Annotated in this window: 23 protein-coding genes and 1 tRNA gene; 14 read left to right on the forward strand and 10 right to left on the reverse strand. The window is 70.4% G+C overall.

From position 1 onward, the window contains the following. Nucleotides 1-49: 49 nt before the first annotated feature. Nucleotides 50-415 carry a GntR family transcriptional regulator gene (locus tag ACWCQS_RS34275; protein ID WP_451008071.1) on the reverse strand — a complete coding sequence of 122 codons (366 nt, stop codon included), beginning with the start codon at nt 413-415 and terminating at the stop codon, nt 50-52. A 175-nt stretch (nt 416-590) separates the two neighbouring features. On the opposite strand from ACWCQS_RS34275, the gene ACWCQS_RS34280 reads away from it, so the two are divergent. Genes ACWCQS_RS34280 through ACWCQS_RS34300 form a run of 5 tightly spaced genes read left to right on the forward strand, consistent with a single transcriptional unit; the run spans nt 591 to nt 4,128 of the window. Next, nucleotides 591-1,148 carry a hypothetical protein gene (locus tag ACWCQS_RS34280; RefSeq protein WP_451008072.1) on the forward strand — a complete coding sequence of 186 codons (558 nt, stop codon included), beginning with the start codon at nt 591-593 and terminating at the stop codon, nt 1,146-1,148. Continuing rightward, nucleotides 1,145-1,366, forward strand: a complete 222-nt coding sequence (locus ACWCQS_RS34285) for a hypothetical protein (protein ID WP_451008073.1) — start codon at nt 1,145-1,147, stop codon at nt 1,364-1,366. Before ACWCQS_RS34280 ends, ACWCQS_RS34285 begins: the two co-directional genes overlap by 4 nt. Beyond that, nucleotides 1,363-2,784 (forward strand): replication initiator protein RepSA, encoded by a 1,422-nt coding sequence (gene repSA, locus ACWCQS_RS34290; RefSeq protein ID WP_451008074.1) that lies wholly within the window; start codon nt 1,363-1,365, stop codon nt 2,782-2,784. Before ACWCQS_RS34285 ends, repSA begins: the two co-directional genes overlap by 4 nt. Further along, nucleotides 2,777-2,962, forward strand: a complete 186-nt coding sequence (locus ACWCQS_RS34295; protein WP_451008075.1) for a helix-turn-helix domain-containing protein — start codon at nt 2,777-2,779, stop codon at nt 2,960-2,962. The genes repSA and ACWCQS_RS34295 overlap by 8 nt, the downstream gene beginning before the upstream one ends. Next, the gene (locus ACWCQS_RS34300) at nt 2,962-4,128 is read left to right on the forward strand and encodes a site-specific integrase (protein ID WP_451008076.1); all 1,167 of its coding nucleotides are present in this window, start codon (nt 2,962-2,964) and stop codon (nt 4,126-4,128) included. The genes ACWCQS_RS34295 and ACWCQS_RS34300 overlap by 1 nt, the downstream gene beginning before the upstream one ends. A gap of 78 nt (nt 4,129-4,206) precedes the next feature. Here the strand turns inward: ACWCQS_RS34300 and ACWCQS_RS34305 are convergent. The 3 genes from ACWCQS_RS34305 to ACWCQS_RS34315 form a co-directional block, all read right to left on the reverse strand. Next, nucleotides 4,207-4,280 (reverse strand) — tRNA-Pro (locus ACWCQS_RS34305). A 74-nt stretch (nt 4,281-4,354) separates the two neighbouring features. Then, nucleotides 4,355-5,113 carry a Pr6Pr family membrane protein gene (locus tag ACWCQS_RS34310; RefSeq protein WP_451008077.1) on the reverse strand — a complete coding sequence of 253 codons (759 nt, stop codon included), beginning with the start codon at nt 5,111-5,113 and terminating at the stop codon, nt 4,355-4,357. Between the two features lie 87 nt (nt 5,114-5,200). Beyond that, on the reverse strand, nt 5,201-6,124 hold the full coding sequence (locus tag ACWCQS_RS34315) for a metallophosphoesterase (RefSeq protein WP_451008078.1): 924 nt from the start codon (nt 6,122-6,124) through the stop codon (nt 5,201-5,203). 198 nt (nt 6,125-6,322) lie between these two features. On the opposite strand from ACWCQS_RS34315, the gene ACWCQS_RS34320 reads away from it, so the two are divergent. Next, nucleotides 6,323-6,790: a GatB/YqeY domain-containing protein gene (locus ACWCQS_RS34320; protein ID WP_450983794.1), complete on the forward strand. Its 468-nt coding sequence runs from the start codon at nt 6,323-6,325 to the stop codon at nt 6,788-6,790. A 120-nt stretch (nt 6,791-6,910) separates the two neighbouring features. On the opposite strand, the gene ACWCQS_RS34325 is transcribed toward ACWCQS_RS34320, so the two are convergent. Next, entirely contained in the window at nt 6,911-9,235 is a 2,325-nt protein-coding gene (locus ACWCQS_RS34325; RefSeq protein ID WP_451008079.1) for a transglycosylase domain-containing protein, read from the reverse strand. A gap of 493 nt (nt 9,236-9,728) precedes the next feature. Here ACWCQS_RS34325 and wblA point away from each other — a divergent pair, with 493 nt between their 5' ends. Further along, entirely contained in the window at nt 9,729-10,067 is a 339-nt protein-coding gene (gene wblA, locus ACWCQS_RS34330) for a transcriptional regulator WblA (RefSeq protein WP_018547931.1), read from the forward strand. Between the two features lie 573 nt (nt 10,068-10,640). Here wblA and ACWCQS_RS34335 read toward each other — a convergent pair. Both ACWCQS_RS34335 and ACWCQS_RS34340 read right to left on the reverse strand, forming a co-directional pair. Then, complete coding sequence (locus ACWCQS_RS34335) at nt 10,641-12,080, reverse strand: ArsA family ATPase (protein ID WP_451008080.1); 1,440 nt, start codon at nt 12,078-12,080, stop codon at nt 10,641-10,643. After that, nucleotides 12,077-13,054, reverse strand: coding sequence for an ArsA-related P-loop ATPase (locus ACWCQS_RS34340; RefSeq protein ID WP_451008081.1), 978 nt, complete (start codon nt 13,052-13,054; stop codon nt 12,077-12,079). The genes ACWCQS_RS34335 and ACWCQS_RS34340 overlap by 4 nt, the downstream gene beginning before the upstream one ends. Before the next feature lie 140 nt (nt 13,055-13,194). Between ACWCQS_RS34340 and ACWCQS_RS34345 the strand changes: the two genes are divergently transcribed. The 4 genes from ACWCQS_RS34345 to ACWCQS_RS34360 all read left to right on the forward strand — a co-directional run bounded on the left by ACWCQS_RS34345 (nt 13,195) and on the right by ACWCQS_RS34360 (nt 15,608). Continuing rightward, nucleotides 13,195-13,356 carry a DUF4177 domain-containing protein gene (locus tag ACWCQS_RS34345; RefSeq protein WP_003975360.1) on the forward strand — a complete coding sequence of 54 codons (162 nt, stop codon included), beginning with the start codon at nt 13,195-13,197 and terminating at the stop codon, nt 13,354-13,356. After that, a complete protein-coding gene (locus ACWCQS_RS34350; RefSeq protein ID WP_228624160.1) occupies nt 13,353-13,817 on the forward strand; it encodes a RidA family protein in 465 nt (154 codons plus the stop codon). Before ACWCQS_RS34345 ends, ACWCQS_RS34350 begins: the two co-directional genes overlap by 4 nt. A gap of 79 nt (nt 13,818-13,896) precedes the next feature. Next, nucleotides 13,897-14,781, forward strand: coding sequence for an NUDIX hydrolase (locus tag ACWCQS_RS34355; RefSeq protein ID WP_451008082.1), 885 nt, complete (start codon nt 13,897-13,899; stop codon nt 14,779-14,781). Further along, nucleotides 14,778-15,608: an MBL fold metallo-hydrolase gene (locus tag ACWCQS_RS34360; RefSeq protein ID WP_451008083.1), complete on the forward strand. Its 831-nt coding sequence runs from the start codon at nt 14,778-14,780 to the stop codon at nt 15,606-15,608. Before ACWCQS_RS34355 ends, ACWCQS_RS34360 begins: the two co-directional genes overlap by 4 nt. Before the next feature lie 13 nt (nt 15,609-15,621). Here ACWCQS_RS34360 and ACWCQS_RS34365 read toward each other — a convergent pair whose 3' ends face one another. Both ACWCQS_RS34365 and ACWCQS_RS34370 read right to left on the reverse strand, forming a co-directional pair. After that, complete coding sequence (locus ACWCQS_RS34365; RefSeq protein ID WP_451008084.1) at nt 15,622-16,443, reverse strand: nucleotidyltransferase domain-containing protein; 822 nt, start codon at nt 16,441-16,443, stop codon at nt 15,622-15,624. A 151-nt stretch (nt 16,444-16,594) separates the two neighbouring features. Then, complete coding sequence (locus tag ACWCQS_RS34370) at nt 16,595-17,269, reverse strand: Crp/Fnr family transcriptional regulator (protein ID WP_014674022.1); 675 nt, start codon at nt 17,267-17,269, stop codon at nt 16,595-16,597. A 276-nt stretch (nt 17,270-17,545) separates the two neighbouring features. Between ACWCQS_RS34370 and nth the strand changes: the two genes are divergently transcribed. The 3 genes from nth to ACWCQS_RS34385 are packed head-to-tail and all read left to right on the forward strand — an operon-like array spanning nt 17,546 to nt 20,569. After that, nucleotides 17,546-18,607 carry an endonuclease III gene (gene nth, locus ACWCQS_RS34375; protein WP_451008100.1) on the forward strand — a complete coding sequence of 354 codons (1,062 nt, stop codon included), beginning with the start codon at nt 17,546-17,548 and terminating at the stop codon, nt 18,605-18,607. A gap of 54 nt (nt 18,608-18,661) precedes the next feature. After that, nucleotides 18,662-19,357, forward strand: a complete 696-nt coding sequence (locus tag ACWCQS_RS34380; RefSeq protein WP_451008085.1) for an NUDIX hydrolase — start codon at nt 18,662-18,664, stop codon at nt 19,355-19,357. A 12-nt stretch (nt 19,358-19,369) separates the two neighbouring features. After that, nucleotides 19,370-20,569 carry a MarP family serine protease gene (locus tag ACWCQS_RS34385; RefSeq protein WP_451008086.1) on the forward strand — a complete coding sequence of 400 codons (1,200 nt, stop codon included), beginning with the start codon at nt 19,370-19,372 and terminating at the stop codon, nt 20,567-20,569. A gap of 24 nt (nt 20,570-20,593) precedes the next feature. On the opposite strand, the gene ACWCQS_RS34390 is transcribed toward ACWCQS_RS34385, so the two are convergent. Next, entirely contained in the window at nt 20,594-20,773 is a 180-nt protein-coding gene (locus ACWCQS_RS34390; RefSeq protein ID WP_365723261.1) for a hypothetical protein, read from the reverse strand. Nucleotides 20,774-20,822 lie beyond the last annotated feature (49 nt).

Here is a 20,822-nt window from a genome sequence, read left to right on the forward strand (position 1 = left end):
CGCCTGTCCCTAGTGCCTGCAGGGCTCTCGGCGCATGGTGGATCACCAGTCAGGCACTGCTCGGGAACTGAGCGCGCTTCTCCAACTCGGCTACTCGGGCAGCAAGTTGCTGAATCTCGGAGTGGATAGCGTTGATCTCATCTCGGTTAACCGGCCCGCCGGCATCCTGCCCGGCTTCGCCAGTACTCGGCGGGGACTGCACGAAGTACCCCCGATTCGGAACCGAGACGATCACGCCCTCATCCGCCAGGACCTTGAGCGCGTTGCCCGCCGTCACCGTGGTGACCTTGAACCGGTCGGCCAGCTCGCGCAGTGAGGCGAGCCGGTGCCCCGCTGGCAGCTCTGCGATCTCTTCGCGCAGAGCGTCGGCGATCTGCACCTTCTTGGGCCTGGGGTCGTGGGCTTCAACCGTCATGCGCCGAGAGTACCGACGAGGGCGACATAGCACAGCCTATGTCGCACTACCTCTTGTGATCTAGTCTGCTATATAGCACGCTATGCCATGCGGCCAGCGGCCGTACCCCGGAGGACGGCGCCCTACCGCCAAGCAAGCCGCCGCCCTCCTTCGTCCCTCGAAGGGAGCTTCCATCATGCCTGCGACGCTCACCGCTTCGCCTGCCGCATCCCCGGTTTCGTTAGAACTCGGTGCGGCGGTCTCAGTCATCGCGAACCTGTCGAACCAGGAGCGGGCCGTGGCGCTGTACGCCTCGGACATGCCGACCGCCTGCAAGTCGACCGGCAAGAGCTACGCGGCGGTCATCGCCTGGATCCTCCAGGGGGTTGCACGGCTCGGCCTTGCCGAAGTGCACCGCTCTGCTGCCTACGCCTACGGCTACCGGCTGCTCTGGCTGGCCGACCTGACCACGCAGGAGCAGGACCAGGCCCACCAGAGTCGGTTCCCCAACGGACGGCGCTGGGACCGGGCCGAACGGCTCGCCTCCGCGTTCACGATGTGGGGTGACTGCCGCATGACGCGGGCCGCCAAGGAACGAGCAGGCCACCCGCAGGTCGAGGGCCGCTGCCGCTGCGGCGGTTCCGGCTGGATCACCGAGTGCCTCGACCCGGACGACCCGACCACACGCACGGCGCGCAACTGCCCCGGCCACAACCCCAACGGTTCCAAGCGTTCCGGGCAGGTGGCCGCATGAGCGTGTTCCCCTCCTGCCTCGACCTGCTGGATCGTCCGACCAGCTGCCCCGGCTGCTGTGCTCACGCGCCCGGCTGGGCCCGCGTGTCGGTGGACGGACTGAGCGTGCTGACCCACGACGGGGACCTGATCTGCCCGGACGACCCAAACTTCGGCACGTCGGCGGTGAAGGAGCTCCGCGTCGCCTCGCCCGTGGCCACCGTGGAGGTGGCTGCGTGACGGTCTTCCCCGTCGCCCCTGAGGCCGTGGCCGGTGCTGCGGCCTCCCTGGGCACCGACCCGATAACCCTCGCCGACCTTCTCCGGGTGGCGAACTCGCCCGGCTTCGACCGCTGGCAGGAACAGATCCGCCGCACCGGCGGCTGCGCCCACCCGATCCGCCTGCGGGGCGAGACGGTCACCCGCGACCGCGTGACCGGAAACGTCCTCTACTCCTACAGCACCGAGCAGGAGCCGGGCGGCATGCTCCGGGTCGCATGCGGCAACCGGCGGGCCTCCCGCTGCCCGGCCTGCGCCTGGACCTACGCCGGGGACACCTACCACCTGATCCGGGCCGGGATCACCGGCGACGAACACAAGGACGTCCCTGGCACGGTCCGGGATCACCCTCGCGTTTTCGCCACCCTCACGGCTCCGTCGTTCGGCCCCGTGCACAACCGGCCCGACTCCGGCCGCTGCCGCTGCGGCGCCCAGCATGCCGACGGTGACCCCGCCCTGGGCACGGCGCTCGACCCGGACCGCTACGACTACGCGAGCGCGGTGCTGTGGAACAACTACGCCGGGGATCTGTGGCGGCGCTTCACCATCTACCTGCGCCGGGAACTGGCCGCCCGTGCGGGCCTGACTCAGGCAGAGCTGAAAGAGGTGTGCCGGGTCTCCTTCGGCAAGGTCGCCGAGTTCCAGAAACGCGGCTCGGTCCACTTCCACGCCGTGGTGCGGCTCGACGGTCCGGACGGCCCGGACACCGCCCCGCCGGCGTGGGCCACGGTCGCTCTCCTGGACTCCTCGATCAGGGCTGCCGCCTCTCGGGTCTCCGTCCCGGTGCCTGCCTCCGGTGACCACCCGGCCCGCGTCCTGCGGTGGGGCTCGCAGGTCGACGTGCAGCCCATCGGTGCGCTCGGGTACGAGGAGCTGACGGAACAGGCCGTCGCCTCCTACGTGGCCAAGTACGCCACCAAGGCGGCCGAGACCACCGGCACGGTGGATCACCGCATCGGGGAGCTCTCCGAACTCGATCGGCTGCCGCTGTCCGCCCACACCCGGCGCCTGATCGAAGCCTGCTGGAACCTGGACGACGCCTACCCGGAACGGCTATTGGCCCGCTGGGCTCACATGCTCGGCTTCCGCGGCCACTTCTCCACCAAATCCCGCCGCTACTCCACCACCCTCGGCGCCCTCCGCCAGGTGCGCGCCGACTACCGCGCCCGGCAGGAACGCCGCGAACGCGGGCTCTTGGAAGACCTCGACGACACGGAGGGCTCCACGCTCGTGCTCGCCCACTGGACCTACGCCGGACAGGGCCACACCCCCGGTGAGTCCTGGCTCGCCGCAACGATCGCGAAGGAGATCCAACTGAACCGAGAGACAGCACGCGAAGCCCTGGCGGACCTTCAAGGCAAGGGGGAGTGGGATGAGTGACGAACTTCTGACGGTCCGTGAGGTCACGGGCGCACTGAAGATCGGTCGAACCAAGGTCTATGACCTCATCCGGACCAAGGAACTGCCGTCGTTGACCATCGGTCGTAGCCGCCGGATTCCGGCTGAGGCGGTGCGTACATACCTCGCTTCGCGTATGGACCTGGGGGAGGCAGCCTGATGACGAAGCGACGGAGCCGGGGTGACGGCGGTCTCCATTGGGATGAGAAGCGGCAGCGTTGGATCGCCACGGCGAGTCTCGGCTACGACGCCAGCGGCAAGCGGATCGTGAAGCGGGCCAGCGGCAGGACCAAGACGGAGGCTAAGACCAAGCTCAAGGAGGTGTTGCGCGACTACGAAGACGGTCTTGCCATCGCGCCGACCGGCTACACCGTCAAGGACGCGGTGTCGGACTGGCTGACGTACGGTCTGGCGGGCCTCGACCCCAGCACTGTCGAGACAGTGACCCTGCTGAGTCAGAAGCACGTCATCCCGTCGCTCGGCGCCCGCAAGCTTCGTGACCTGAGCGCGGAGGACGTAGACCGTTGGCTGGCCACCAAGGCGAAGACGCTCAGCACGCGCACGCTCCAGGGGATCCACTCGTGCCTCAACCGCTCGGTCAAACGGGCCATGGCGCGGGACAAGGTGAAGCGGAACGTCGTTGAGCTGTGCTCGGTGCCTCAGGGACAGGCGGGGCGCCCCTCCAAGGCACTCACCTTCGCTCAGGCGGAGGCAGTGCTGAAGGGTGCCGAAGGGACCTCGATGTACGCCTACATCGTCGTCGCGCTGCTGACCGGGGCTCGAACCGAGGAGCTGCGGGCGCTCACCTGGGACCATGTTTTCCTGAAAGGCCGGCCGGACTTCGACCCGCCACAGCCTCCGCACATCGCGGTCTGGCGGTCGGTGCGGAGGAGCGGGGACACCAAGACCCGGAAGTCACGGCGTACGCTCGCTCTGCCGGCGCGCTGCGTGGATGCTCTCTGGCAGCAGTTCGAGGATCAGGGGTGGGACCGGCTTGCCGCTGATGAGGAGTGGGAGGAACACGGCCTGGTCTTCTCGTCGGCCGTGGGCAAGCCGCTCGATGCCGCCAACGTCCGCCGCGCTTTTCGTCAGGCGCTCAAGGGCATCGACGGGATCAACGCTGACGAGTGGACACCGAGGGAGCTGCGGCACAGCTTCGTGTCCCTGCTGTCCGACCGGGGTGTGCCGCTGGAGGAGATCTCCCGGCTTGTCGGGCACTCCGGGACGGCCGTGACCGAGGAGGTCTACCGGAAGCAGATCCGGCCCGTGATCCAGACCGGGGCCGTGGTCATGGACGGGATCTTCAAGGGCGATTCGGAGCGGTAGTCACGCAGATAGACACGCAGACGAAACAGGTGAGGCACCTACTCACGTGAGTAGGTGCCTCACCTGCTGTTACGGCTGTCGGGGTGGCGGGATTTGAACCCACGACCTCTTCGTCCCGAACGAAGCGCGCTGCCAAGCTGCGCTACACCCCGATGTCGCTGCTGTCCTGCTTCTCGCGGCGACGACGTTTACTTTAGCCCACCGGTGGCTGTAGACGAAATCCGGTTTAGACGCGGCGGCGGACCGGGCTGGGGCGGGTGTGGTCCAGGGCCACGAGGAGGACGGCGAGGGCGTACATCGCGAGGCCCAGGAGGAGGGCGTTGGCCAGGGTGCTGCGGTAGCCGTGGGTCGCCACGTCCAGGAAGGGATAGAGGTAGCGGGCCGGGTTCGTGGGGGCGAGGAAGGCCGCTCGGATCAGGTAGAAGGCCAGGTAGGCCAGGGGGTAGAGGAGCCAGCCGGCCGCCTGGCGGAGGTGCAGGCGGGCCGCGGGTGTCAGCAGCAGCCAGTCCAGCACGGCCGCCGCCGGTGTCAGCGTGTGCAGGATCTGGAGGGTCGCCCATGAGCCGTGCCAGCGCTCCGGGAGCGTCGTCGCGCCGGTCATGGAGAACGGGGGCGTCGTGTGGGCCAGCAGCAGGTGGTAGACGAGCGCCGAGATCACGACGTAGAGGAGTGTGGCGCCTGTCACGGCGGAGGGTAGAGGGCGGCGGGCACGCCAGGCCCTCGATGCCGACATGAGCATGGCGATGGCCAGCAGGAGGGCGGCCTGGACGCCGAAGTAGCTCAGGATGCGGGCCGGGGCGCCGAGCAGGAGCTCCAGGGCCACCCCTCCCGCCGCCACCAGGGCGGTCAGGAGGCGGAAGAGCGCGACCATGGGGCGGCGGATCGGCGCCACCACGGCCGTGGCCGGGACCGGGGAGGGCAGCAGCAGGGGCGGGCCCGGGACCGCGGGCAGGTCCGGGATGTCCCTGGGTATCGGGGCGGTCATGCCCTCACGCTAGGAGCGGGGGAGGGGTGCGGCTATTCGGCTTGGTCCGGGCGGGTTACGACCCCGAGCGGGTTACGGCCCGGACCGCTACCGCCCCACCAACGTCAGCAGCGTCGCCTCCGGTGGGCATGCGAAGCGGACCGGGGTGTAGCGGTTGGTGCCGCAGCCGGCCGAGACGTGGAGGTAGGAGGTGTGGCCGTCCGCCGTGTGGGTGGACAGGCCCTTCACCCGGTCCGTGTCCAGGTCGCAGTTGGTGACCAGCGCGCCGTGGAACGGGATGCACAGCTGGCCGCCGTGCGTGTGGCCGGCCAGGATCAGGGGGTAGCCGTCCGCCGCGTACGCGTCCAGCACCCGCAGATACGGCGCGTGCACCACGCCCATCGAGAAGTCGTACGGCGCCGAGGGACCGCCGGCCACCCGGGCGTAGCGGTCGCGTTTGATGTGGGGGTCGTCGAGGCCGGTCAGCTCGATCGAGACGCCCTCGATCTTCAGGACACCCCGGGTGTTCGTCAGGTTCAGCCAGCCCGCCTCGTCGAAGCCGTCGCGCAGGTCCTCCCACGGGTTGTGGATGACGCCGACCGCCGGCGGGTTGCCGTTCAGGCCGTGCCGGCCGCTCGTCTTCTCCAGCAAGTAGCGGGCGGGGTTGCGGAGTTTGGGGCCGTAGTAGTCGTTGGAACCGAAGACGTACGCGCCCGGGAACTCCATCAGGGGACCCAGGGCGTCCAGCACCTCGGGCACGCCCTCGGGGTCCGACAGGTTGTCGCCCGTGTTGATCACGAAGTCCGGGCGCAGGCCCGCCAGCGACTGCAGCCACCGCTGCTTCTTGCGCTGGCCGCTCACCATGTGGATGTCGGAGACCTGGAGCACGCGCAGCGGACGCATGCCCGGCGGGAGGACCGGGACCGTCACCCGTCGGAGGCGGAAGGAGCGGGCCTCGAAGCCCGCCGCGTACGCCAGACCGGCGGCGCCTGCCGCCATGATTCCCAGGGGTACTCCGTATCGCGCGCGCATGCGTCCATCGTGTCAGACGCACGGACGCCGACGAGACCGGCCGTCTCTCGATCAACAGACGTCCCTCTTGAGTCAGCAGACGTCCCGCTTGAGTCGACGGGCGTTCCCCCTGACCCGACGGGCGTTCCCCTTGACTCGACGAGCCTTCGCCCTAAATCAACGGGCGTTCACGGCCGCACACCTGAGACAATCGATCCCATGACCACCACGCTCAAGTCGAAGCTGCAGGATGACCTCAACGCCGCGATCAAGGAGCGCGACGAGCTCCGCTCCTCGACGCTCCGGCTGACGCTCGCCGCGATCACCAAGGAGGAGGTCGCGGGCAAGGAGAAGCGGGAGCTCTCCGACGACGAGATCCTCAAGGTGATCACCCGCGAGGCGAAGAAGCGCCGGGAGGCGGCCGAGGCCTTCGCGCAGGGTGGTCGTGCCGAGTCGGCCGAGCGGGAGAAGGCGGAGGGCGAGGTGCTCGCCGAGTACCTGCCCAAGCAGCTGTCCGACGACGAGCTGAACGCGATCGTCGCCCAGGCCGTGGACGAGGCCAGGGCGGCCGGCGCCGAGGGGCCGCGGGCCATGGGTGCCGTCATGAAGATCGTTAACCCGAAGGTGGCCGGCCAGGCCGAGGGCGGCCGGGTGGCCGCCGCGGTGAAGAAGCTCCTCCAGGGCTGACCCCGGGCACCACGGGCGCCAGCGCATCGCGGGCACACCGAACGGGCAGATGCGGCGGCGGGGCCGCACCCTCGGTCCAACCGAGGGGTGCGACCCCGCCGCCGTACTCACATCACGGGGTCACCCCCGCCAGCCCCCGTTTCCGTTCCCGTTGGTTCCGCCGTTCGTCTGCCCCTGGATGAAGTTGCCCGGGAGGGAGAAGGTCGGTGCCGGGGTGGCGCCGCCGATCGCGCCACCCGTGGTGCCGCCGTTGACCGTGCCGCCGTCAGCCGTGCCGCCGTCCGTCAGTCCGCCGATCCCGCCCGTGCTGGTCCCGTTGTTGCCCCCGTCGGTCCCCCCTTGTCCTTTTCCCTGACCATCCCCCTTTTTGTTGTCGTCGGGGATGTCGATCAGGTTGAAGTCCTCCACGGGTTTGCCGTTCAGCGCGCCGGTCATCATGTCGCGCCAGATGGGGCCGGGGACCTGGCCGCCGTAGACCTTCTCGTTGTAGACGCCGCCGATGGTGATGTTCTTCATCTGGCGCTTGTGGGCCGGGTCGCCGACCCAGACCGCGCCCGCCATGTTCGGGGTGTAGCCGACGAACCAGGCCGCGTAGCGCTCGTCCGTCGTACCCGTCTTGCCCGCGCTCGGGCGGTCGCCGAGGCCGGCCTGCTGACCCGTACCGTCCTCGACCACGCCCTTGAGGATCGTGCTGATGGTGTCGGCGGTCTTCTCCGACATCGCGCGCGAGCAGGTCGACTTGGGCACCTGGAGGGACTTCTCCGCGCTGCCGACCTTCTGCGTGATCGACTCTATGGCGATCGGGGTGCAGTACATGCCGCGCGAGGCGAAGGTGGCGTACGCGTTGGCCATCGTCAGCGGTGACATCTCCTGGGTGCCCAGCGCGATGGAGGGGGCCTGGTCGATCGCCCGGCCGTCCGCGCGCCGCACGCCCATCTTGTTCGCCATGTCGGTGACGGGGCAGATGCCGATGTCGCTGATCAGCTGCACGTAGTAGGTGTTGACCGACTTGGCGGTCGCCTCCTTCATGCCGTACGGGCCGTGCTCCGACTCGTTCTCGTTCTGCAGCTTGGCGGGGTTGTTCGGATCGTTGCGCCAGACCTTGCCGTCGCACGCCTGCACGGGGCTCGGGTACGGCATCTCGTACGGCGACGGGTACTTCTGCGTCGGGGGCTTGCCACCCTCGATCGCGGCCGCCGCGACGATCGGCTTGAACGTCGAACCGGGCTGGTAGCCGGCGCCGCCGCCCATGTCCGAGTTGACCGAGAGGTTGATCTGCGTCTCGTTCGCGCCGAAGCCGTACGGGCGGGACTGGCCCATGGCGAGGATCTTGCCGGTGCCCGGCTCGACGATGGTCGCGGCGGTCGCCACGGGGTCGGACTGGTAGACGTGGTTCTTGATGGACGCCTGCACCGAGTCCTGCGCCCGCGGGTCGAGCGTCGTACGGATCGTCAGACCGCCCTGGTTCCACAGCTTGGCCCGGGACTCCTTGGTCTTGCCGAAGACCGGGTCGTTCAGGACGACGTCGCGGACGTAGTCGCAGAAGAAGCCGGCGCCCCTGACCGCGGTGATGCAGCCGTTCTTGGGCCGGCTCGGGTGCAGGCCGAGCGGCGTCTGCTTCGCCTGGTCGGCCTCCTTCTGGGAGATGTCGCCGACGTCCGCCATCCGCTGGAGCACGGTGTTGCGCCGCTTGGTGGCCTCCGCCTCGTCGTTGACCGGGTCGTAGCGGCTCGGGGACTGCACGATGCCGGCCAGCAGCGCCGACTCCTGGAGGTTCAGGTCCTTGGCGTGCTTGGAGAAGTAGCGCTGGGAGGCGGCCTCGACGCCGTAGGCCTGCTCGCCGAAGAAGGTGATGTTCAGGTAGTTCTCGAGGATCTTCTTCTTGCCGAGCTTCTCCTCGATCTGGATCGCGTACTTCAGCTCCTTGATCTTGCGACCGAGGGTCTGCTGGGTGGCCTCGGCGACCTTCGTGGGGTCGTCGCCGGCCTCCTCGATGAAGTAGTTCTTCACCAGCTGCTGGGTGAGCGTGGAGGCGCCCTGGGCGACGCCGCCCTCCTGCGCGTTCTTGTTCAGGGCGCGCAGGACGCCCTTGAGGTCGATCGCTCCGTGCTGGTAGAAGCGCGCGTCCTCGATCGCGACGATCGCCTTCTGTATGTACGGCGACATGTCCTTGAGGTCCACCACCGTACGGTCGCGGGAGTAGACGCTCGCGATCTGCTTGCCCTGGTTGTCCAGGATGGTCGTGCGCTGACTGAGCTGGGGACTCTTGAGGTTGGCCGGGATCTCGTCGAAGCTCTGGACCGTGCCCTTGGCGGCGAGGCCCAGCGCGCCGGCCGCGGGCAGCGCGATGCCCGCCATCACGGCTCCGGCGAGCACACTGACACCGAGGAACTTGGCGGCCTGCTGCGTTGGCGACAGACCACCGCCCGAGCGCTTCTTTGGCATGGGGGCAGCCTAATCCGTACTGATGAGCGTTCCGAAAGGGCGACCGCATCACGGCACGGCAAAGGGCAACGCCCTACGTTCCCATTCGCCGGACACGCGCGCAGGCCTTGGCCTAAGCTGCTCTCAACTGTCACAGCAGTGCGGTCACGTATCAATACGTCCGGCGACCCCGAATCGTTCCGGGTGTACCCCGTTTTTCGCACGGGGGCGTGCCCGGCTTCTGAGGAGGACGTGTCCGAATCCGCCTCGTGTGTCACCCGGCGCCCGTTGTGGCGCACCACAGCTGTCCCGGTTTGCCGGGATGGTCGCACATGTCGCCAGCTCACTCCCGCGGGTGATCTGCCGTTAACCCATAGTCCGTTCGGGCCATTCAAGATTGGGCCCGAAGGGGGTGTTGCGCTGTGCCCACCTTCCGTAACGTCCTCAACTGGCGGCGGTGAATATGCCGCTGCCGCCGTGGGGGAGCCTCGATTCGGGAGAGGACGGCGCCGGTATGGGCTGGGTAACCGACTGGAGTGCGCAGGCCGCCTGCCGCACTACCGATCCGGATGAACTGTTCGTTCAGGGAGCAGCGCAGAACAGGGCCAAGGCGGTGTGCACCGGTTGCCCGGTACGCACCGAATGTCTGGCCGACGCGCTGGACAACCGCGTGGAGTTCGGCGTGTGGGGAGGCATGACGGAGCGGGAGCGCCGCGCACTGCTGCGCCGCCGGCCCACCGTGACCTCCTGGCGCAGGCTGCTGGAGACCGCCCGCTCGGAGTACGAGCGCGGTGCGGGCATCGTGCCCCTCGACAACGACGAGGTGTACGAGAACTACGCGGCGGTGAGCTGAGGAAGCCGAGGGCATTGCCTCCGGCACATCCCCGGGGCACGAGGTTCCGATCCGGCACACGCCAAGGGAAACTTCCGGCGTGCGCCACGGGAAGCAGGGTCGGGCCCCGGCCTTCGGTGCCGAGTGGGTATACGCCGGGGACGCGGAAGCGGCTCGGGAAGCGATGGGACGCGGGAGGCGCCGGTCGGGCCTACGCCTGGGGAAGCCACGGTCGGCCTTGCGGCCCCGCCTGCGGAGACGGTGGTCGGCCTCGCGTGCGCGCGTGAGCCGCCGTCGCCGTCGGTGCCGTCCGTTCGTCCGTAGAGCCGACGCCGTTCGTACGCAGATGTGTCATCTACGCCGTCCGCACAGGTGACGCACGCTGTCTGTGCATGCGCTGCTCACGTCGGCCGCGCGTGTGTGACACACGCCGTCCGCCCATGCCTCGCTCACGTCGGCCACGCGTGTGCCACCCACGCGGACAACGGTCACGCACGCACGCACCACCGCTCGCCCCGCATGGCGCCGCGCAGCCCAGAGCCACGCAGCCGACCGACCGCGCCGCAGCGGTAGGCCGTCCGCTTCGAGGCCGCGCTACGGCCGCTCCGTCTGCCCTGCCGTGCCCGCTGACAGCCGGGTGCCGATGTCGCGCAGGCCGACGAGGTCGTGGACGTCGCCGGGCAGCGCGGGTACTTCGACGACCGCCACCTCGGGGTGACGGGCGGTGAAACGGTCACGCGTGCGCTGCTCGCGCGAGAGCAGCTGCATGCGATCGGCGTGCAGTCGCAGCAGACCCGCGGTGAGCCGGTCGACGGAGTGCTCCGTATCGGCGGGGGAGCCTTCCTCGGAAGCTGGGGCGTCGGTAGCGGCCTCGGATGCGGGAGATCGCGAACTGCCGTATGTGTCGGGAGAGTTACGAAGTCCAGCTTTCCCGCCCCCCTGATCCACAATGCGGGGGTCCTCAAGATTTTCGGCGGCGGCGAGCGCCCGCTCGGCCGACAGCCGGCCGGCGCCGCTGCCATGGACCCGGTTCAGCACCAGACCGACCAGCGGCATCTTCTCCGCGGCCAGCCGCTCCACGAAGTACGCCGCCTCGCGCAGCGCGTCCCGCTCCGGGGCCGCGACCACCAGAAACGCCGTACCGGGCGCCTGGAGCAGCTTGTACGTGGCGTCCGCGCGTGTACGGAACCCACCGAAGGTGGTGTCCATCGCCGCCACGAACGTCTGCACGTCCTTCAGCAGCTGACCGCCCAGCAGCTTGCCGAGCGTGCCGGTCATCATCGACATGCCGACGTTGAGGAAGGCCATGCCCGCGCGGCCGCCGAGCTTGGCGGGGGCCGTCAGCAGCCGGATCAGCCGGCCGTCCAGGAAGGAGCCGAGCCGCTTCGGCGCGTCCAGGAAGTCCAGTGCCGAACGGGACGGCGGGGTGTCGACGACGATCAGGTCCCACTCGTCCTTCGCGCGCAGCTGGCCCAGCTTCTCCATCGCCATGTACTCCTGCGTGCCCGCGAAGCCCGCCGAGAGCGACTGGTAGAAGGGGTTGGCCAGGATCGCGGCCGCCCGCTCGGGGTCCGCGTGCGCCTCCACGACCTCGTCGAAGGTGCGCTTCATGTCGAGCATCATGGCGTGCAGTTCGCCCTCGCCCTCGGTGCCCTTCACCCGGCGTGGGACGTTGTCGAGGGAGTCGATGCCCATCGACTGGGCCAGCCTCCTGGCCGGGTCGATGGTGAGTACGACCACCTTGCGGCCCCGCTCGGCCGCTCTGAGGCCGAGGGCCGCCGCGGTCGTCGTCTTGCCGACCCCGCCCGAGCCGCAGCACACCACGATCCGGGTCTTCGGGTCGTCCAGCAGCGGGTCGACGTCCAGCACGCGCGCGGGGGAGAGACCGTGGGCCTTCTCCCGCCCGTCGGCCTTGGCCCGCGCGTCGGTCCTCTCCTGCCCGTCGGCCTTCTTCCGGCCCGCGGCTTTCTCCGGCCCCGCGGCCGTCCGTGCTGTTTCGGGTACCTCGGGTGCCTCGGCCGGGTCCGGACTCATGTCAACCCCTGCTTCCGCAGCTCGGTGGCGAGTTCGTACAGGCCCGCCAGGTCCATGCCCTCGGCGAGCAGCGGCAGTTCGCCGAGCGGCAGCCCCAGCTCGCCGAGCACCGCGCGCTGCTCCTGCTCCAGCGCGTACCGCTCGGCGTACTCCGCAGCCTGGTCCAGCAGCGGGTCCACCAGCTTCTCCGCGTTCCCGCCGCGCCGGGCCCCGCCCAGCCCGGCCGCCGAGAGCGCCTGTGCGACGGAGGAACGCTCCACGGTCCGTACGAGTTCCAGGTCGGCCGCGTCCAGCACCTCCGGCCGGACCATGTTCACGATGATCCGGCCCACCGGCAGCCGTGCCGCGCGCAGTTCGGCGATGCCGTCGGCGGTCTCCTGGACCGGCATCTCCTCCAGCAGCGTCACCAGGTGCACGGCCGTCTCCGGCGACTTCAGCACCCGCATCACCGCCTGTGCCTGATTGTGTATCGGGCCGATCTTCGCCAGGCCTGCCACCTCGTCGTTCACATTCAGGAAACGGGTGATGCGGCCGGTCGGCGGGGCGTCCATGACGACGTAGTCGTACGCGAACCGCCCGGAGCGGTCCTTGCGGCGCACGGCCTCGCACGCCTTGCCGGTGAGCAGGACGTCCCGGATGCCCGGTGCGATGGTGGTGGCGAAGTCGATCGCGCCGAGCTTCTTCAGGGCCCGGCCCGCGCCGCCGAGTTTGTAGAACATCTGAAGGTAGTCCAGAAGGGCCAGTTCGGCGTCTATGGCCAGGGCGTACACCTCGCCGCCGCCGGGGGCGACCGCGATCTTCCGCTCCTCGTAGGGCAACGCCTCCGTCTCGAAGAGCTGGGCGATGCCCTGCCGGCCCTCGACCTCCACGAGAAGCGTCCGCTTCCCCTCGGTCGCGAGGGCCAGCGCCAGTGCGGCGGCGACCGTCGTCTTTCCGGTCCCGCCCTTGCCGCTGACGACCTGGAGCCTGCTCACGTCTTCGAGACTAACCAGTCCGCTCGACACTCACGCGGGAGGCTGTGGATAACGCAGGTCACTGTCCCCAAGGTCACAGGTCACCGACCCCGCGGACACAGGTCGCCGTCCCCCCGGTCACAGCGGCTACAGTCGGCCCCATGACCAAGTGGGAATACGCAACCGTGCCGCTGCTCGTCCATGCCACGAAGCAGATTCTGGACACCTGGGGCGAGGACGGCTGGGAGCTCGTCCAGGTCGTGCCCGGACCCAACAACCCCGAGCAGCTCGTGGCCTACCTGAAGCGGGAGAAGCAGGCATGAGCGCGGTCGAGGCCAAGCTGGCCGAACTGGGCCTGACCCTGCCGGAGGTCGTACCGCCGCTGGCCGCGTACCAGCCGGCCGTGCAGTCCGGTGTGTACGTCTACACCGCCGGCCAGCTGCCGATGGTCGAGGGCAAGCTGCCGGTCACCGGCAAGGTCGGCGCCGAGGTCACCGCCGAGGAGGCCAAGGACCTGGCCCGCACGTGCGCGCTGAACGCGCTGGCCGCCGTGAAGTCCGTGGTCGGTGACCTGGACCGCATCGCGCGCGTGGTGAAGGTCGTCGGCTTCGTGGCCTCCGCGTCCGACTTCACCGGGCAGCCCGGTGTCGTCAACGGCGCCAGCGAACTGCTCGGCGAGGTCCTCGGCGACAAGGGCGTGCACGCCCGCAGCGCGGTCGGCGTGGCGGTGCTGCCGCTGGACGCGCCGGTGGAGGTCGAGATCCAGGTCGAGCTCGCCCAGTAGCCTCCGGAACCGGTCCCCCGGACCGCGCTGACCTCGGGTACCTCTCGAACATTCGCACTGCGCGGGATAGCCTCCGCCCATGGCGAACGGTCAGTGGTACCCCCCGGAGTGGCCGGACCGCATCCGCGCGCTCGCGGACGGCACGCTCACCCCGGTGTCCCCGAGGCGCGCGGCCACGGTCCTGCTCCTGAAGGACACGCCGGACGGCCCTGCGGTCCACATGCTGCGCAGACGCGCCTCCATGGCCTTCGCCGGAGGCGCGTACGCGTATCCCGGCGGCGGTGTCGACCCGCGCGACGACGACCGTACGGTGCGCTGGGCGGGCCCCACGCGCGCGTGGTGGGCCGAGCGGCTCGGCGTCGACGAGTCGGGCGCCCAGGCGATCGTCTGCGCGGCCGTACGGGAGACGTACGAGGAGGCCGGCGTCCTGCTCGCCGGGCCCGACGCCGAGTCGGTCGTCGGCGACACCACCGGGGCGGACTGGGAGGCGGACCGGGCCGCGCTGGTCGCGCGCGAGCTGTCCTTCGCCGAGTTCCTGGACCGGCGTGGGCTGGTGCTGCGCTCGGACCTGCTGGGCGCCTGGACCCGCTGGATCACCCCGGAGTTCGAGGCCCGCCGCTACGACACCTGGTTCTTCGTGGCCGCCCTGCCCGAGGGCCAGCGCACCCGGAACGCCTCCACGGAGGCCGACCGCACGGTGTGGATCCGCCCCGCCGAGGCCGCCGCCCGCTACGACAAGGGCGAGCTGCTGATGATGCCGCCCACCGTCGCCACCCTGCGCCAGCTGCTGCCGTACGCCACCGCCGCCGAGACGCTCGCGGCGGCCCCCGGGCGCGACATGACGCCGGTGCTGGCCCGCGCCCGCCTCCAGGGCGATGAGATTGTCCTGTCCTGGCCGGGGCACGAGGAGTTCACGAAGCACATTCCGACGGCACCGACGACCACCGGTGGAGGCCCCGCATGACCGACGCAGCCACCCTGCCGGGCCAGCCCCGTGGCCAGGTGCTCTCCGGCCCGGCCACCGAACGGGCCGTCAACGTCCTCGCGCCCAACGCCTCCGCGATGACCCTGGACGGCACCAACACCTGGATCGTCGCCGAGCCCGACTCCGACCTGGCCGTGGTGATCGACCCGGGCCCCCTGGACGAGGGCCATCTGCGGAACGTCGTCGACACCGCCGAGAAGGCCGGCAGGCGCATAGCCCTGACCCTGCTCACCCACGGCCACCCCGACCACGCCGAGGGCGCCGCCCGTTTCGCGGAACTGACCGGCACGCGCGTGCGTTCCCTCGATCCGGCGCTGCGCCTGGGCGACGAGGGCCTGGCCGCCGGGGACGTGATCACCGTCGGCGGCCTGGAGCTGAGGGTCGTACCGACCCCCGGGCACACCGCGGACTCGCTGTGCTTCCATCTGCCGGCCGACCGGGCGGTGCTGACCGGTGACACCGTCCTCGGGCGCGGTACGACGGTCGTGGCGCACCCGGACGGCCGCCTGGGGGACTATCTGGACTCCCTGCGCCGGCTGCGTTCCCTGACGGTGGACGACGGCGTGCACACGGTCCTGCCGGGGCACGGGCCGGTCCTGGAGGACGCCCAGGGCGCCGTCGAGTTCTACCTCGCCCACCGCGCCCACCGGCTCGCCCAGGTGGAGACGGCGGTCGAGGACGGCTACCGCACCCCGGCCCAGGTCGTCGCCCACGTGTACGCCGACGTGGACCGCTCCCTGTGGCCGGCGGCCGAGCTGTCGGTACGGGCCCAGCTGGACTATCTGAGCGAGCACGGGCTGATCTAGGCACGGCTCCCGGCTAGTCCGGCCTGGGTGCCTTGATGCCGTGCACGCGCGCGTACTCGTCGGCGAGCCAGGGGCCGAGGTCGTCCACGTAGGACCGCAGTACCTCCGGGTCGCCGACGGGTTCCTGGCCGTACCGCGCCGCCGTACGCAGCCGTGCGGCCCGCTCGGGGTAGTAGGCGCCGCACACCTCGGCCATCTCGCCCAGATCGCTGGTCCAGCCGTTCCAGCGGGGCATGACCAGGGTGAAGCCGGTGCGGACGAGGTGCCGGGACATGAAGCGCACGAGGGGCCGCCTGGCCTCCTCGGTGTCCTCGGCGTCCGCGATCCGCTTCCGCCAGCGGGGCAGCCACAGCGCCAGGTCGCCGTTGGTCTCGCGGGCGAGCAGGGAGTCGGGGCGGTAGCGCGGCAGAAGCTCGGCGAGGTCCTCGCCCAGCAGCGGGGTGCACAGACAGGCCACGAACCAGCCCAGGTCGTACCGCTCCAGCTCGCTCAGCACCCGGTCCCTGCCGTACAGCAGCGTGCCCACGCCGTCGATCTGCGGGAACTCCTTGTCGACCGCCTCGCCGAGCGCCCGTACGGCGTCCCGGTCGGCGTCGGCCGGTTCGTCCCGGAGCGCGACGAACAGGTCCAGGTCGCTGCGGCCCACGCGCGCGGTGCCGCGCGGGATCGATCCGTAGAGGTAGGCGCTGTGCAGGCGGGCCCCGAGGACCTCCAGCAGCCCGTCGCGCGCCGCGGCCACGACGGGACCGAAAGCGGTGGGCACGCGCGCGAGGGAGCCTTCGCGCGCGATGAAGCCCTGGTCGTCGAGCCCGGGCCGACGGATCGTTTCAGCCATGGGGGCAACTGTGCCGCCCGGGAGACGGCCGCGCTGAGCATTTTCGGCGCGACCGGCATCAGCGGCCCGGTCGGCGGCCCCCCGGCGGCAACGACAGCGGGGCCCGGCTCGCGAGAAGCGGACCCCGAGGTCGTACGGCCTGGAACGGGCGTCAGCGCGAGCGCTTGGCCAGCCTCTCCACGTCCAGCAGGATGACGGCCCGCGCCTCCAGGCGGAGCCACCCGCGCTGGGCGAAGTCCGCCAGCGCCTTGTTCACGGTCTCGCGCGAGGCGCCGACCAGCTGGGCCAGCTCCTCCTGCGTCAGGTCGTGGACGACGTGGATGCCCTCCTCGGACTGCACGCCGAAGCGGCGCGACAGGTCCAGCAGGGCGCGTGCCACGCGGCCGGGGACGTCGGAGAAGACCAGGTCGGACATGGCGTCGTTGGTCTTGCGCAGACGGCGGGCGACGGCGCGCAGCAGGGCGCCTGCCACCTCCGGGCGGGCGTTCAGCCAGGGCTGGAGGTCGCCGTGGCCGAGACCGAGCAGCTTGACCTCGGTCAGCGCGGTCGCGGTCGCCGTACGGGGGCCCGGGTCGAAGAGCGACAGCTCGCCGATCAGCTCGCCGGGTCCGACGACGGCCAGCATGTTCTCGCGGCCGTCGGGGGAGGTGCGGTGCAGCTTGACCTTGCCCTCGGTGACGACATACAGCCGGTCACCCGGGTCGCCCTCGTGGAACAGGGAGTCGCCGCGTGCGAGGGTCACCTCGCTCATGGAGGCGCGAAGCTCCGCGGCCTGCTCGTCGTCGAGAGCCGCGAAGAGCGGGTTGCGCCGCAGAACGTCGTCCACTGAGTTCTCTCCTTGTCGACCTGCTCAGGGGATCTTGCTCCCCCGAGTGCCAGGGGACCGTGTTCCCCATTTTGCCGGACGGTCCAAACAGTGTGATCTGTCACAAGGATGCCGCACAGGTGTCCCGAGGTAAGCGTCAGGGGTCCAATCGGGGACCGATCCACCGGGTCCGGGGCGGATGTCGGTGCCGGGCTCTAGGCTGGCCGGGTGTCCAAATCGCCGGTGAGAGCACAGGCCAAGGGGGCTTAGCGGGTGGTTGTACGTCGCGATTCCGCCGTGGGCGAACAGGGCTCCGGCGGCAGTAGGAAAACCGGAAAAACGGCAAAAAAGGTCACGCCGACCAAGAAGGCGGCCTCGACGAAGAAGGCGGCTCCGGCCAAGACGGCGGCCACCAACAAGGCGGCGCCCGCCAAGAAGGCAGGCCCGGCCAAGAAGGCCGCCTCGGCGAAGAAGGTCGCCTCAGCGAAGAAGGTCGCCCCGGCCAAGAAGGTCGTGGCCACCGGCGAGGCCGTGGTCCTGAAGAAGGCGGCGCCCGCCAAGACGGTCGCCGTGAAGCCGCCGAAGGAGGAGTCCCGCACCGCCCTGGTCCGCCGCGCCCGCCGCATCAACCGCGAGCTGGCCGAGGTGTACCCGTACGCGCACCCCGAGCTGGACTTCGACAACCCCTTCCAGCTGCTGGTCGCCACCGTGCTGTCCGCCCAGACCACCGACCTGCGCGTCAACCAGACCACCCCGGCGCTCTTCGCGAAGTACCCGACCCCCGAGGACCTGGCCGCCGCCAACCCGGAGGAGGTCGAGGAGATCCTTCGCCCCTGCGGGTTCTTCCGGATGAAGACCAAGTCGGTCATGGGGCTGTCCAAGGCCCTCGCGGAGGACTTCGGTGGCGAGGTGCCCGGCAGGCTGGAGGACCTGGTCAAGCTGCCCGGCGTCGGCCGCAAGACCGCCTTCGTCGTGCTGGGCAACGCCTTCGGGCGGCCGGGGATCACCGTGGACACCCACTTCCAGCGGCTCGTGCGCCGCTGGCAGTGGACCGAGGAGAGCGACCCGGACAGGATCGAGGCCGCCGTCGGCGCGCTGTTCCCGAAGAGCGAGTGGACCGATCTGTCCCACCACGTGATCTGGCACGGCCGCCGTATCTGCCACGCCCGCAAGCCCGCCTGCGGCGCCTGCCCGATCGCCCCGCTCTGCCCGGCCTACGGCGAGGGCGAGACCGACCCCGAGAAGGCGAAGAAACTCCTGAAGTACGAGAAGGGCGGCTTCCCCGGCCAGCGCCTGAAGCCCCCGCAGGCCTACCTGGACGCGGGCGGCAGGCCGGCCCCGCCGCTGGGGGCCGCGTGACGGAACGATCTCGGGGTCCTCGGGCGTTGGACGGACAGAGCGAGGGGGGTGGCGATGGCGAGGGCCAGTGAGACGCGGGGCGGCGCGGTGACGCTGAGCAAGGAGGGGCTTCCGGAGTGGCTGGCGCCCGTGGTGCGGGCCGCCGAGACGATCGAGCCGCTCCAGCTGAGCCGCTTCCTGCCGCCGGAGAACGGCTCGGGCCGCAAGTCGGCCGTGCTGATCCTGTTCGGCGAGGGCGAGCACGGCCCGGAGCTGCTGCTGATGGAGCGCGCCGGCTCCCTGCGCTCGCACGCCGGGCAGCCGTCCTTCCCCGGCGGCGCGCTCGACCCCGAGGACGGCGATCCGCACCGCGACGGACCGCTCAGGGCCGCGCTGCGCGAGGCCGAGGAGGAGACCGGCCTGGACCCCTCCGGCGTCCAGCTCTTCGGCGTGCTGCCCGCGCTGTACATCCCGGTCAGCGGTTTCGTCGTCACGCCCGTGCTCGGCTGGTGGCGCGAGCCCAGCCCGGTGGGCGTCGTCGACCCGAACGAGACGGCGCGGGTGTTCACGGTCCCCGTGGCGGATCTCACGGACCCCGCCAACCGAGCCACCGCCGTCCACCCCAGCGGCCACCGAGGTCCGGCATTCCTGGTCGAATCGGCCCTGGTGTGGGGCTTCACGGCCGGGGTGATCGACCGTCTGCTGCATTTCGCGGGCTGGGAGCGCCCCTGGGACAGAGAGAAGCAGGTCCCACTCGACTGGCGCGCATGACAGGGTGATCCCGTGAACGTGCTGGACATCCTGTTGCTGGTCGCGGCCGTCTGGTTCGCGGTGGTGGGCTACCGCCAGGGCTTCGTCGTCGGCATCCTGTCGGTGATCGGGTTCCTGGGCGGCGGCCTCGTCGCCGTGTACACGCTTCCCGTGATCTGGGACGCCGTGACCGGTAACGCGGACGTCGGCACCACCGCCGCCGTGGTCGCCGTGGTCGTCGTCATCGTCTGCGCCTCCGTCGGCCAGGCCCTGACCACCCACCTCGGCAACAAGCTGCGCCGGTACATCACCTGGTCCCCGGCCCGCGCCCTGGACGCCACCGGCGGCGCCCTGGTCAATGTCGTCGCTATGCTGCTGGTGGCCTGGCTGATCGGCTCCGCCCTGGCCGGCACCACCCTGCCGACGCTCGGCAAGGAGGTCCGCGGCTCCAAGGTGCTCCTCGGCGTCTCCCGCGCGCTGCCCGCGCAGGCCAATACCTGGTTCGCGGACTTCTCCTCCGTCCTCGCGCAGAACGGCTTCCCGCAGGTCTTCAGCCCGTTCGCCAACGAGCCGATCAAGGACGTCCAGCCGCCCGACCCGGCCCTCGCGAACAGCCCGGTCGCCGCCCGCGCCCAGCGCTCCATCGTCAAGGTGACCGGCACCGCCCAGAGCTGCGGCAAGGTGCTGGAGGGCACCGGCTTCGTCTTCGCGAACCGCCGGGTCATGACCAACGCGCACGTCGTCGGCGGCGTCGACGCGCCCACCGTGCAGATAGGCGGCGAGGGCCGCAGATACGCCGCCAAGGTGGTCCTGTACGACTGGAAGCGCGACATCGCCGTACTCGACGTACCCGACCTGCAGGCGAACGCCCTGCGGTTCTCCGCGCAGGACGCGGCCGGCGGTGACGGCGCGATCGTTGCGGGCTTCCCGGAGAACGGCTCGTACGACGTGCGTGCCGCGCGCGTGCGCGGGCGCATCACGGCCAATGGCCCGGACATCTACCACCGCGGCACCGTCCGCCGCGACGTCTACTCGCTGTACACGACCGTCCGCCAGGGCAACTCGGGCGGCCCGCTGCTCACCCCCGACGGCCGGGTGTACGGCGTGGTGTTCGCCAAGTCCCTCGACGACGCCGAGACCGGTTACGCCCTCACGTCGGACGAGATCCAGCCCGACGTCCAGAGGGGACGTACGGCGAGCGAGCAGGTGGGTACGGACAGCTGCGCCCTGTGACCCCCGGAAAGCCCGGGAGGGGCGTCAGCCGCGTGGGTGGCGCAGACGCACCGAGACCCAGCGTGCCCGGCGGCGCAGGATGCGCGGAATCCCCACCCGGAGGTCCGCTTCCGCGAGTTGCGGATTGCCTCGCTGAGACGTGCTCACACCGGCGCCGGAGCGGCGGTTGCGGGGTGCGTCACTGTAGTCGTGCGTCCAGCCCATACCCCGACGTCTGCCCCTGCCCGAAGGTCGATAACCGCCTGAGCGCCGC

The organism is Streptomyces sp. NPDC002076, assembly GCF_053593835.1.

Bases quoted from the DNA above. Each gene is read 5' to 3' on its own strand.
- ACWCQS_RS34280 (WP_451008072.1), top strand. From the start codon at position 591: ATGCCTGCGACGCTCACCGCTTCGCCTGCCGCATCCCCGGTTTCGTTA.
- ACWCQS_RS34355 (WP_451008082.1), top strand. From the start codon at position 13,897: ATGGCGAACGGTCAGTGGTACCCCCCGGAGTGGCCGGACCGCATCCGC.
- ACWCQS_RS34345 (WP_003975360.1), top strand. From the start codon at position 13,195: ATGACCAAGTGGGAATACGCAACCGTGCCGCTGCTCGTCCATGCCACG.
- ACWCQS_RS34380 (WP_451008085.1), top strand. From the start codon at position 18,662: ATGGCGAGGGCCAGTGAGACGCGGGGCGGCGCGGTGACGCTGAGCAAG.
- ACWCQS_RS34390 (WP_365723261.1), bottom strand. From the start codon at position 20,773: ATGGGCTGGACGCACGACTACAGTGACGCACCCCGCAACCGCCGCTCC.
- wblA (WP_018547931.1), top strand. From the start codon at position 9,729: ATGGGCTGGGTAACCGACTGGAGTGCGCAGGCCGCCTGCCGCACTACC.
- ACWCQS_RS34325 (WP_451008079.1), bottom strand. From the start codon at position 9,235: ATGCCAAAGAAGCGCTCGGGCGGTGGTCTGTCGCCAACGCAGCAGGCC.
- ACWCQS_RS34335 (WP_451008080.1), bottom strand. From the start codon at position 12,080: ATGAGTCCGGACCCGGCCGAGGCACCCGAGGTACCCGAAACAGCACGG.
- ACWCQS_RS34360 (WP_451008083.1), top strand. From the start codon at position 14,778: ATGACCGACGCAGCCACCCTGCCGGGCCAGCCCCGTGGCCAGGTGCTC.
- ACWCQS_RS34285 (WP_451008073.1), top strand. From the start codon at position 1,145: ATGAGCGTGTTCCCCTCCTGCCTCGACCTGCTGGATCGTCCGACCAGC.
- ACWCQS_RS34300 (WP_451008076.1), top strand. From the start codon at position 2,962: ATGACGAAGCGACGGAGCCGGGGTGACGGCGGTCTCCATTGGGATGAG.
- ACWCQS_RS34295 (WP_451008075.1), top strand. From the start codon at position 2,777: ATGAGTGACGAACTTCTGACGGTCCGTGAGGTCACGGGCGCACTGAAG.
- ACWCQS_RS34315 (WP_451008078.1), bottom strand. From the start codon at position 6,124: ATGCGCGCGCGATACGGAGTACCCCTGGGAATCATGGCGGCAGGCGCC.
- ACWCQS_RS34275 (WP_451008071.1), bottom strand. From the start codon at position 415: ATGACGGTTGAAGCCCACGACCCCAGGCCCAAGAAGGTGCAGATCGCC.
- ACWCQS_RS34365 (WP_451008084.1), bottom strand. From the start codon at position 16,443: ATGGCTGAAACGATCCGTCGGCCCGGGCTCGACGACCAGGGCTTCATC.
- ACWCQS_RS34350 (WP_228624160.1), top strand. From the start codon at position 13,353: ATGAGCGCGGTCGAGGCCAAGCTGGCCGAACTGGGCCTGACCCTGCCG.
- ACWCQS_RS34310 (WP_451008077.1), bottom strand. From the start codon at position 5,113: ATGACCGCCCCGATACCCAGGGACATCCCGGACCTGCCCGCGGTCCCG.
- ACWCQS_RS34320 (WP_450983794.1), top strand. From the start codon at position 6,323: ATGACCACCACGCTCAAGTCGAAGCTGCAGGATGACCTCAACGCCGCG.